The following is a 10,419-nucleotide window of genomic DNA, read 5'->3' as shown; positions in this document are numbered from 1 at the left end:
CAATCTCTCCTTTGGTCGAGTCGCTCAGGGCTTTGCCGCACTTTTAGTCAGGATTGGTTCTCCAGCCTGTTCTCCTAAACCTCGTGGTAAGTCCCTTGGTTGGAAAATCTGGGCGTAAGCGTTCTCCTTTTCCTCGCTTTCCTATCATCAAAAACGGGTTTACCCGTCCAAAAAAGGTCAACAAAGACAACCTTAATTCCTAACCCTCAATATTCTCGTTTTCATTCTCTTAGATTTCCTCAGTTCTTTATTCTCTGAGTTACTTTTTCCTGCTCTTTTTCTGCTTATCTCAATCACCTTAGTCTAAACTCCAGTATTTAGTATTTATTTCGGGTGACTACAAGAAATTGATGGAGATTTATACAAATCAAAAACTAAAGCCATCAGCAAGATTTGAAAATACAAAACTGAAAAATTATGAAATGTACGCTACAGCAGAAATCATTCTCAAGAGAGTGATTGAAGCAGCATCTCTTGATACAAGATTACATTAGTAAGCGAATGATGATGGTGATCGCCCTTAATTTTCTGAAAACAAAATAGTGATTATTAGCTAAAATTCTGTTTTAATCAACCGTCAAATTTTGTAGAGCGATCGCTTCTAATGGCAAGCATGACAATCCACGCAGTTCATACATTATCTTGTATGAGTTAGACAATGTTAAACATTATGACTAAAGATCCAAGAATCAACTTGCATTAGGCTGATTCATTCCCAAAGCTTGCCTAAACTGAGCAACTTCAAAATTCAGGTTTCTTAACTTCCAGTAAACTTCGTTACCCCAATGAAGTCTAAATCCATCATCTCCAGAAGCAGTTTTCATAGCCTCAACACATTGATCTATTGATAATTCTTTAAAATATAGATGATAGAAAGTAATATATCCGACAGCAGCATCCGCCCAATTTGTTGTGGATATATTACCGATTAATGAGGCATAAATTAGATTATTTTTTCCAAAATTTGCCATATAAGATCCATAGCTTCCATAGCAAGTTGACATACAAATTATTAATCCACCGTTCATATAATTGCTGAGGGGAGCTATTAGCTTCCAAAGCTCTTGCCAGCTCACAAAATCTTTGTCGGATAGCTCGATCCCATTCTCATTACCATGCATACTTAGATGTAGCAATGGTAGTTTATTCCCCAACCGTTGACATTCTTGGATTAATTTTGAGGTAAGAGAAATCTTAAGCATTTCTCTATCAATTACTAAATTATATGAGGTAGGGATTTGGGCTAAACGAAGAGACTCTAATAAAGCTTTACCTTCCATAATCCCATCTAGTAAATTGTATTTAGAGGGAGATTCAATAATGTAAACAAACTGGTTTGATATCATAAAATCTACTAAATTATTATTTTTCCTTTTTCAACAATATCATCTTTCATAAAAAATATTGCTAACATCTTTGATATCTGTACAATAATCTTATCCTAGCAAACTAGGGTTAAGACTGGGTGCGATCGCTATCATCATGGGTAGCGATTCGGATTGGTCAACTAGGATCGCAGCGTATTTCAATTAGAAATCCATCGGGGTCATAAAAATAGACACCTCTGCCAGTAGGACGAGTAACAGGCTCACCCTCAATTTGGACTTGGTGCGATCGCAATACTGACACCGCTTGCTCAAACAATTCAGGAGCAATATCAAAGGCTAGATGATTAGCTCGAGTAAATTGCCTCTGCGGATCGAGATCGGGCGGCGTAAGTTCTGGTTCCCAAAACAAATCGAGAACTGTGCCATCGGGAGTTCTAAAATTAGCTACTTTGCCTGCTGCTACTAAATCGATTAGAGTACTCGGAACCTCATCACCAATGAGTTGATGCAGTCCCAAAATGCTTCCATAAAAATCACAAGAGACTTGCATATCCCGCACATTCAAAGCAATGTGATGTACTCTTCGTAAAGCTCCATTCGCGATCGTAGATAGCATAGTCGAACTATTGGATGACATAAAATCAGTTCTAGCTAGGTTTACCAATAGTGTAAGACGGTTAGCGCAAAGTTTTGTGATTGAACAAGTCTGAAAAGCTTCCTAGAGTCATAACTTAAGATTGAGGATCGGCAAACTTTGCTAAACGTTTCGCTAGATAAGTATATCTCTGCCGATCGCTAACTTGTTTGACCGCCAGCCCGATCGCCTTCGACTCCCCGACAATAATGGCAAGCTTTCGCGCCCGAGTCAGACCTGTATAAAACAAATTACGAGTAAGCATCAGAAAATGCTGCATAAACAGCGGCATGATTACCACGGGATACTCGCTGCCCTGCGCCTTATGGATCGTCGTTGCTCTCGCCAGAGCAATCTCATTAAGATCGGCATAATCATAGACCACTTGCCGATCGCTAAATACAACCGTGACTTCCCGTTCCTCCAAATCGACACCCGTAATCGTACCAATGTCACCATTAAAAACCTCACGGTTATAGTCATTCACCTGCTGCATAATGCGATCGCCTAAGCGGAAGATTGTATTTCCATACTTAATTTCGGGCTTCATGGCATCAGGGGGATTGAGAAGTTGTTGCAGTACAGCATTGAGATTGCGAGTACCGACATCCCCTCTAGTCATCGGACAGAGAACCTGCATATCCAGCTGAGGGTCAAAGCCTAGACTCGGTAACAACTCCGTAATAATGTCACAAATACCCTGCTGACCCGCTTCAGCATTGGGCATTTCGAGCCAGAGGCAATCAGATTGGGGCTGATTAGAGACTTTTTCCATCTGCGGAAACTTACCCGTATTGATACGGTGAGCATTCTGGATGATTTGACTTGCCTGAGCTTGACGAAATACCTCAGTAAGCGTAATCACAGGGACTTGCCGAGAATCAATTAAATCTTGGAGAACATTACCCGCCCCAACACTGGGAAGTTGATCGGTATCACCGACAAGAAGCAGTTGAGCGCCCAAGGGAATCGCCTTCACCAGCGAAAAAGCCAGAAATAAATCTAGCATCGATGCCTCATCAATCCCAATCGCCTGAGCCGTTAGAGGATATTCCTGATTGCGTTTAAAGCCCATTGATTTCGGGTCAAACTCTAGAAAACGGTGAATTGTCTTAGCCTCACAACCAGTAACTTCCTGTAATCTTTGAGCCGCTCGCCCCGTCGGCGAAGCGAGAGCAATCTCCTTCCCCATCGCTTTCCAGAGGGCGACAATCGTGCGAGTGGTGGTAGTTTTACCTGTCCCTGGTCCACCTGTGAGAATTAACACCGACGAAGTTGCCGCCATCTCCACGGCTTCCCGTTGTTTGGGCGAGAGTTGGATATTTCTTTGAGTAGTGTAGCGATCGATCCAAGCATTGACTCGTTCAGGATCTGGATTGTGTTTGCGTTGCAATAGTTGATAAACCCGTTCAGCAAGATTTTGTTCAGTATGAAAGTAAGTAGGTTTATAGCAGATGAACTCTCCTTCTAAGCCTTGCATTACTAAGCGATCGTTAACGGAGAGATGGAGAACAATTTTAGAGATGGTTTCAGGATCTGGTTGATAGTCTTCGATGGCAAGCAGTTTGATGGCTTTCTCTTCTAGTTCAGGGCGCGGTAAATAGCAATGACCATCTTCAGCAGCTTCCCCTAAACAGTGAAAGATTCCCGCAATGCTGCGAAACTCAGAACTAATTTCAATACCAATATTCCGAGCGATCTGATCGGCAGTAAAGAAACCAATGCCATAGATATCTGTCGCCAGTTGATAGGGATTTTCGGAAACAGTCTGAATGGAATCATTACCATAGTGCTTAAAAATCTTGACCGCATAGGTGGTGGATACACCATGTCCTTGTAGAAATACCATCACCTCCTTAATTGCCTTTTGCGTCTCCCAAGCAGTTTTTATCATCTTCACCCGTTTCTTGGCAATGCCAGGAACTTCAATGAGGCGGTCAATCTCATTCTCAATGATGTCAAGGGTATCTAAGCCAAAATGAGTGACGATGCGTTTAGCGGTGACGGGTCCCACGCCTTTAATCAGACCACTGCCAAGATATTTCTCAATTCCTGTAATTGTGGCGGGTTTAGTTTCACGGTATTGAGTGACTTGGAATTGGTCGCCAAATTTGGGATGCGATCGCCATGTGCCTTCTAGAGCAAGGGTCTGTCCTGCTTGGATATTGGCAAAGTTACCGACTACGGTGATTAGGTCTTGAGCCTTGGGTACTTTTAGCCGCGCTACGGTATAGCCTGTCTCTTCGGAGTGAAAGGTGAGGCGTTCGATGATGCCTTGGAGGTAGTCGGTGTTGTCAGGCATAAGCCAAATTACATTCTTTTAAGCAGTTCATCATATTCATTATGCGTACCAATCCAGTACCAATAAATGTGGTCAGATTCCCAAAGCCCTAAAGCGCGATAATTTAGACTGACTCGGACAGAATAGATTGGTTGTCTTTGCCTTACTCGCTTAAACTGAAGGCTATTATGATATGGATCTGTTTGCCAAAGCGCATAGGCTTTGTCTGCTTGCTCTTGAACTGATTTTGGAAGTTGTTCCAGTTGTTTGCGAAAGGAGTTGGTTACGCTAGATTTCATGGCTAGGATGGGAAAACTTCTTTAATGGGAACTGTTTGGCTGTTTGCAATTTCTTGACGTACCATTTCTGCCATGAAATCCCATTGATCGTTGGTGGTATTTGTAAAGCGAATGTGCCATTCTTGCTCGTCTCGTATTTCATTTAGAAAACGACTGGCGATCGCATCTTGTTGTTCTGGAGGGAGTTGTTCGATTTCAGCGATCGCTTGTTGCAGGAGTGTAGTCATATTTTTCACCGATGATAAATATCGTAATATTATACATCTTCGTAATTTCATACCAATGATGCGATCGTTCCTAATCGCAGCATATCACAAATCTCTAACCACATGACCAGTCGTCTATAGCTATAGAGAACTATTCAGCAGATTTGCGCCATTCTTGACCGAGGCGATTTGCTTCGTCAAAGGTGGGATCGTTTTCAAAGCTACCTGCGACTTTTAACCACCAAGGTGTTTTTTTCTGAACAAATACAGATAACATCTGTCGCATTTGCGCGAGTTCTGTTTCTAATGCGGCTACTCTAGTTTCTAGATGTTGAGATTTGTCTTCAAGCTGTTGAGAGAGCATAGAAGTTTTTGGTGAGCTAAGGTGATGCGGCTATTATAGCAAGATGCTTGTAAACAGACCCATAACGTCTATTTCAGTTATAATTATTTTGTCTCTAAATCTCAACAGCATCAGCCGCGATCATGAGTTATTGCCTTAATCCAGATTGCTCTCAGCCTCAAAATTCAGATATTAATTTTTGTCAGTCCTGTGGCAAAATATTGTTGCTGCGTCAGCGTTATCGGGCGGTGCGTCAGATTGGGCAGGGTGGTTTTGGTAAGACGTTTTTGGCGGTGGATCAAGATTTGCCTAACAAGCCTGCTTGTGTGATTAAGCAGTTTAGTCCACAGATTCAAGGTGCTAGTGGTTTACAAAAGGCAACTGAGCTTTTTGAGCAGGAGGCGGTACAGCTAAATATTTTGGGTAAGCATCCGCAAATTCCTGAGTTGTTGGCGCATTTTGAACAGGATGGGCGGTTGTATTTGGTGCAGGAGTATGTGAAGGGGCGGAATTTGGCGGAGGAGTTGGCGCAGGATGGGGCTTTTAGTGAGGCGAAAATTCGGGAGTTGTTGATTGGGTTGTTGCCTGTGTTGCAATATATCCATGACAATCAGGTGATTCATCGGGATATTAAGCCAGAGAATATTATTCGGCGTGATGATGGAATGTTGTTCTTGGTTGATTTTGGGGCGGTGAAGTTGATGACTGGTACTGCTCTATTGGGAACTGGAACTGTAATAGGCGATCCGCGATATATGTCTCCTGAACAGTTGAGAGGTAAGGCAGATGGTAGCAGTGATTTGTATGCTCTGGGTGTAACTTGTCTTCACCTTATTACGGATGTTGACCCATTGAATTTGTTTGATGATGCGGAAGGTGAATGGGTATGGCGAGATTATTTGTCTTCTTCTGTGGGTTTGGCGATTGCTGCTCTACTAGACAAAATGGTTGTAAGAGCAATGAAGAAGCGCTATATCTCTGCTTCAAAGGTTTTATCTGATTTGGGAACTAGGTCAGAAATAGTAGTTAGTGAATATAGCGAATCACAGGTTATTTCTGAAAAAGTAAGTGCGATACAAATACAATCACTTGAGCGTGTTCAGATTGGAAAAAAGTATGGATATGAGAACGAATCAGGACAGGTTGTTACAAAACAACTATTTGATTATGCAAGATCTTTTTCTGAAGGTCTAGCAGAAGTAGAGTTGAACGGCAAGTGGGGGTTTATTAATGCAACTGGAGAGTTTGGAATTCCACCTCAATTTGATGAAACCAGTGAGTTTAGTGATGGATTAGCAAGAGTAAAGCTCAATGATAAATGGGGGATTATTAACGTAACTGGAAGATATGAAGGCATACCTCAATTTGATGAAATTAATAAGTTTAGCGACGGATTAGCAAGGGTTAAACTTCAGGGTAAATATTGCTTTATTAATAAAAAAGGGGATATAGTCCTTAGACCTAATTTTGATTTTTGTGATGACTTTAGAGAAGGGTTGGCGTTAGTTATTATTGAGTCATATGGGAAAAATGTACTTTATAATATTCGAGACATTAATTACATTATGACTTCATCTAAACTTGCAGAAAAACTTGAAAAGATAGGAATAGATACTTGTTTCTATCAGTTAAGAGCTGGTAAGTACGGATTCATCAATAAAAATGGTGAAGTAGTTATAAGTCCACAATTTGATATTGCAAGATCTTTTGATAATGGAACTGCTATATTTGGGATGATTAAAAGCTATTATAATCTATCTAAAAACAAAGAAGGGATGATAGATTTGTTTCGTAACACAGAATATGGTTTAGTTAATAAAAATGGAAAGATTATTGTTAAGCCATCTTTTAATGATATTGGATTCTTCAACAATGGACAAGCTCAATTTTGTAAAGCACCGCATACTTATGGATTTATTGATTGTAATGGCAAAATATTAATTCAAATTGATAACTGTAGAGAATTAGACGGTTTTTCTGAGGGTTTAGCTGCTTTTCACAGTCTCGATAACGACAGATGGGGGTATATTGATGTAACTGGTAAAGTTATTATTGAACCAATGTTTAATGAAGCTGAATATTTTAAAAATGGGTATGCAAAAGTAAAAGTAAGAAATTGGTTTGTTTCCAAATGGCGAACAATTGATAAAACTGGAAAATTTGTTGATTAAAGGAGGAAATGGGAATGACAGCACAACCTATGAATACCAAAATAATGATTCAAAGTGACTTTGCGAAAAGGTTACAAAGCCTTGAATTAGGACTACAAAAAACTCAATCACGGCTAGAACAATTTGAAGCAAAATATCAATGGTCAACTGAAACATTTATCAATCTTTTTACCAGCGATCAGGCAATCAGTATAAATTAAAAATCTAGAGAACAAATAATGATTGAACTAACTTTTGAGCAAAGGCAAGATGTCATCAAACAGGTCGAAACTCCTCCACGTGCGATTGATCCAGATACAGAAATAACCTATGTACTTATTCGCGAAGAAGTATATGCCAAAATAAAAGCACTTTTAATCGAAGAGCAGAATAATCAATTCTTGCAAGATATGTATCTTCCTGTCATGGAAACCTTCGGCAAAGAAGGCTGGGACGACCCAGCAATGGATATATATAACGATCTCGATCCCCGCAGACAATCATGAATATTCAACGCGGCGATATTGTGCTAGTTGATTATCCCTACACTTCAAGTAATGAAACTAAAGTACGTCCAGTCCTTGTCATCCAGAACGATCGCGACAATCAACGGCTCAAAAACACAATCATAATTCAAATTACAACCCAAACCCAACGCTCTTTAGAACCAACGCAATTATTAATCAAGATGGCAACCCATGAAGGACAACAATCTGGATTAAGACAAGATTCTGTTATTAACTGCGTCAATCTACTTACACTCAGTAAAGATAAAATACTTAGAAAATTGGGGCAGCTACCGAATTCCTCACTCGAAAAAGTCAATGACTGTTTAAAGGCAGCACTGGAGTTAACCTAAAGTCAAATGTCATTTATCAAACGAAGTAAAAATGAATGTATCCATCTCCATAGATTTCTCTCAACTTAAAACAGCGATCGCACAATGCAATCTAGAAGAAAAACTGGAATTATTGCATTTACTAGAAAAAGACACTTTTTCGGTGCGATTCAAAAAACTTCTGCATTCAGTACAAACTGACGAGCTAAATTTAGAAGATATTACTCAAGAAGTTGAAGCTGTAAGACAGGCAAATCATCAAAAACCCCAAAACCTACCTTCACAAGAAACTTCACTGGAACTCGAACCTGCGATAGAAAGTTTTCGGCGAGGTTGGGATGACGTAATCAATGGCAGAACTAAACCGATCGCAGAACTTTGGGATGGGATCGATCATGTAAAAATGTAGGTTACAGAGACTACACCAAACTCGTTTCAAGAAGCGATCGCTGAAAACTTAATCTCAACTTTTTGATTGAGAGCGCCAGCAATTTTCTGTAACATTGACAGCGAATGCCCATCATAATCAGCATCCTCAAGCCTAGCGATCGCCGATTGTTTAGTACCAACGCGATCGGCAAGTTGTTTCTGCGTCAAACCCCTAGCAGTCCTTGCCTCATAGATAAGTTGAGCCACGATCGCATTAAGCGAAGCCTCCCTAATCAGATTCTCCATTTCAGAATCATCACCAGTCAAACCATCAATGATTTTAAGTGCATCACTAGTCTTAGCCATTATCTAAATCCTCTTCATAGAAAATAACTTGCGCTTTCGGCACACCCATCACTACGATAGTTTTACTACATTAAATCACAATATTGTTATATTCGATCATTTGTTTTGATATATATTGGATTTCGTTTGTGTTTGACAAGAGGCGATCGCATTGTAGATTTAGCGATCGGCGGTATAAAATATAACTACGATAAAAGGATGATCATCATGGCGATCGCAACACCAAACACACTAACAGATAACCGTATCCGCTACGTCACCAACATCGAAGGCAAAACAATCGATGTAATTGTCCCCGTTGAACTTTGGCAACAAATCATTAATTCCATCAACATTGATAGCAACCTATCTCGACAAGAAGATAATTTAGAATCCTTTGCCTTGCAAAACTTAGAACAATGCTATGGAGAAGATGAACCTGAATACTCATTGGATTTAATCAAAGAACACAACAGCAATTATGCAAGAAAGTAAAATTATTCTCACCCCTATCCCTCAATCCAATGGAGCCATTAAAAATCGTCCTGCATTAATTCTCAGGAAAATGCCAAAATATCAAGATCTTTTAGTTTGTGGAGTAAGTACCCAACTAAAGCAATATATCCCTAATTTTGACGAAATAATTTCTCCTAATGATACTGACTTTGAATTAAGCGGCTTAACTAGTCCTTCTGTCATCCGATTAAGCTTTCTAACCGTCATCCCTAATAAAAACGTAATTGGAGCGATCGGCAATATTTCCATAGAGAGGTATCAACGCCTTATCGCAAACCTAGCCCACTATTTGACCCAAAATGAACACAACTTATAAGCAACTGTAACGACCTCATAAAAGAAGGTTGGATAATTCAATGGCAACTATAGATAACACCCTAGACTCATGGCGCAAAACCCTAGAAACTTTGCTCCAATACTATGCCGATCTTCCCTATCGTTATGGAAACGTGAGTGCTTACGTTGTTGTTAGTCGCGATCGCAACCACTTCATGCTGATGCGCGAAGGATGGGAAAACAGTCGGCGAGTACATGGATGTGTTGTTCATGCCGAAATTCGTAATGACAAAATCTGGATTCACTATGATGGTATCGAAGATGGCATTACTGAAGAACTGGTTGCAGCAGGAGTTCCCAAGGATCATATTGTCCTAGCTTTTCATCCGCCTCAAGTGAGAGCGTATACTGGATATGCTTTGGCATAAGCTCTGAGATGATCGCATCGTCAAACAGTGATCGCCCAATGCTCAAGTTAAAAAACAGCCCAACCACTCAATCAAGAAATGCACCTGCTTATCCCCAGGCAGGAGAGCCAGACTCGTGATCTTAATTTTGCCCTTCTCAAAAGAGAACCGATAATAGAACTCAATCGGGATCTTCGCATGAAGTAACTCCCAAAGCGAATCCGTCAGCTTCGAGTCCAGAAACAGATCGCGCCCATCCTCCGACGCATAAATGCGAAACACCCCAACCTTACGCGCCACCAACTTCAATTCCATCACCCTAACTGGAGTTTAGACTAAGTTGATTAAGCTAATCAGAAAAAGAGCAGGAAAAAGTAACCCAGAGAATGGAGAACTGGGCAAATCCAAGAGAATGAAAAGGAGAATA

Annotated in this window: 16 protein-coding genes and 1 pseudogene; 9 read left to right on the top strand and 8 right to left on the bottom strand. The window is 40.4% G+C overall.

The window, feature by feature from the left end:
- A pseudogene (locus tag PSE7429_RS27795) lies at positions 1-203 on the top strand (NF041680 family putative transposase); the annotation flags it as partial.
- 486 nt (positions 204-689) lie between these two features.
- Here the strand turns inward: PSE7429_RS27795 and PSE7429_RS16960 are convergent.
- The 6 genes from PSE7429_RS16960 to PSE7429_RS16935 form a co-directional block, all read right to left on the bottom strand.
- Positions 690-1,346 (bottom strand): hypothetical protein, encoded by a 657-nt coding sequence (locus tag PSE7429_RS16960; RefSeq protein WP_009628515.1) that lies wholly within the window; start codon positions 1,344-1,346, stop codon positions 690-692.
- A 157-nt stretch (positions 1,347-1,503) separates the two neighbouring features.
- Positions 1,504-1,944, bottom strand: a complete 441-nt coding sequence (locus tag PSE7429_RS16955) for a VOC family protein (RefSeq protein WP_009628514.1) — start codon at positions 1,942-1,944, stop codon at positions 1,504-1,506.
- Between the two features lie 115 nt (positions 1,945-2,059).
- On the bottom strand, positions 2,060-4,264 hold the full coding sequence (gene recD2, locus PSE7429_RS16950; protein WP_009628513.1) for an SF1B family DNA helicase RecD2: 2,205 nt from the start codon (positions 4,262-4,264) through the stop codon (positions 2,060-2,062).
- A gap of 8 nt (positions 4,265-4,272) precedes the next feature.
- On the bottom strand, positions 4,273-4,542 hold the full coding sequence (locus tag PSE7429_RS16945; protein ID WP_009628512.1) for a type II toxin-antitoxin system RelE family toxin: 270 nt from the start codon (positions 4,540-4,542) through the stop codon (positions 4,273-4,275).
- Positions 4,543-4,544: 2 nt separating this feature from the next.
- Positions 4,545-4,769 (bottom strand): hypothetical protein, encoded by a 225-nt coding sequence (locus PSE7429_RS16940; RefSeq protein WP_009628511.1) that lies wholly within the window; start codon positions 4,767-4,769, stop codon positions 4,545-4,547.
- A gap of 130 nt (positions 4,770-4,899) precedes the next feature.
- Entirely contained in the window at positions 4,900-5,112 is a 213-nt protein-coding gene (locus PSE7429_RS16935; protein ID WP_009628510.1) for a hypothetical protein, read from the bottom strand.
- A 122-nt stretch (positions 5,113-5,234) separates the two neighbouring features.
- On the opposite strand from PSE7429_RS16935, the gene PSE7429_RS23810 reads away from it, so the two are divergent.
- From PSE7429_RS23810 to vap15, 5 genes are read left to right on the top strand one after another with little or no spacing between them, the layout of a single operon-like run.
- Entirely contained in the window at positions 5,235-7,262 is a 2,028-nt protein-coding gene (locus tag PSE7429_RS23810; RefSeq protein ID WP_009628509.1) for a WG repeat-containing protein, read from the top strand.
- A gap of 14 nt (positions 7,263-7,276) precedes the next feature.
- The gene (locus PSE7429_RS16925; protein ID WP_009628508.1) at positions 7,277-7,462 is read left to right on the top strand and encodes a hypothetical protein; all 186 of its coding nucleotides are present in this window, start codon (positions 7,277-7,279) and stop codon (positions 7,460-7,462) included.
- 18 nt (positions 7,463-7,480) lie between these two features.
- Positions 7,481-7,747, top strand: coding sequence for a hypothetical protein (locus PSE7429_RS23805; RefSeq protein ID WP_009628506.1), 267 nt, complete (start codon positions 7,481-7,483; stop codon positions 7,745-7,747).
- A complete protein-coding gene (locus tag PSE7429_RS16920; RefSeq protein WP_009628505.1) occupies positions 7,744-8,100 on the top strand; it encodes a type II toxin-antitoxin system PemK/MazF family toxin in 357 nt (118 codons plus the stop codon). The genes PSE7429_RS23805 and PSE7429_RS16920 overlap by 4 nt, the downstream gene beginning before the upstream one ends.
- 31 nt (positions 8,101-8,131) lie before the next feature.
- On the top strand, positions 8,132-8,488 hold the full coding sequence (gene vap15 / locus PSE7429_RS24585) for a type II toxin-antitoxin system VapB15 family antitoxin (RefSeq protein WP_009628504.1): 357 nt from the start codon (positions 8,132-8,134) through the stop codon (positions 8,486-8,488).
- A 26-nt stretch (positions 8,489-8,514) separates the two neighbouring features.
- On the opposite strand, the gene PSE7429_RS16910 is transcribed toward vap15, so the two are convergent.
- Positions 8,515-8,814, bottom strand: a complete 300-nt coding sequence (locus PSE7429_RS16910; protein WP_009628503.1) for a helix-turn-helix domain-containing protein — start codon at positions 8,812-8,814, stop codon at positions 8,515-8,517.
- 126 nt (positions 8,815-8,940) lie between these two features.
- Here PSE7429_RS16910 and PSE7429_RS16905 point away from each other — a divergent pair, with 126 nt between their 5' ends.
- From PSE7429_RS16905 to PSE7429_RS16895, 3 genes are read left to right on the top strand one after another with little or no spacing between them, the layout of a single operon-like run.
- Positions 8,941-9,288, top strand: a complete 348-nt coding sequence (locus tag PSE7429_RS16905; protein WP_144052528.1) for a hypothetical protein — start codon at positions 8,941-8,943, stop codon at positions 9,286-9,288.
- The gene (locus tag PSE7429_RS16900; protein ID WP_009628501.1) at positions 9,275-9,625 is read left to right on the top strand and encodes a type II toxin-antitoxin system PemK/MazF family toxin; all 351 of its coding nucleotides are present in this window, start codon (positions 9,275-9,277) and stop codon (positions 9,623-9,625) included. The genes PSE7429_RS16905 and PSE7429_RS16900 overlap by 14 nt, the downstream gene beginning before the upstream one ends.
- A 40-nt stretch (positions 9,626-9,665) precedes the next feature.
- The gene (locus PSE7429_RS16895) at positions 9,666-10,013 is read left to right on the top strand and encodes a XisI protein (RefSeq protein WP_009628500.1); all 348 of its coding nucleotides are present in this window, start codon (positions 9,666-9,668) and stop codon (positions 10,011-10,013) included.
- A gap of 42 nt (positions 10,014-10,055) precedes the next feature.
- On the opposite strand, the gene PSE7429_RS16890 is transcribed toward PSE7429_RS16895, so the two are convergent.
- A complete protein-coding gene (locus PSE7429_RS16890; RefSeq protein ID WP_009628499.1) occupies positions 10,056-10,307 on the bottom strand; it encodes a hypothetical protein in 252 nt (83 codons plus the stop codon).
- Positions 10,308-10,419: the final 112 nt, after the last annotated feature.

This window comes from Pseudanabaena biceps PCC 7429, from assembly GCF_000332215.1.
Classification (GTDB): Bacteria; Cyanobacteriota; Cyanobacteriia; order Pseudanabaenales; family Pseudanabaenaceae; genus Pseudanabaena; species Pseudanabaena biceps.
The sequence above is the reverse complement of the archived record's forward strand: the minus strand, read 5'-3'. Positions and strand labels throughout refer to the sequence as shown.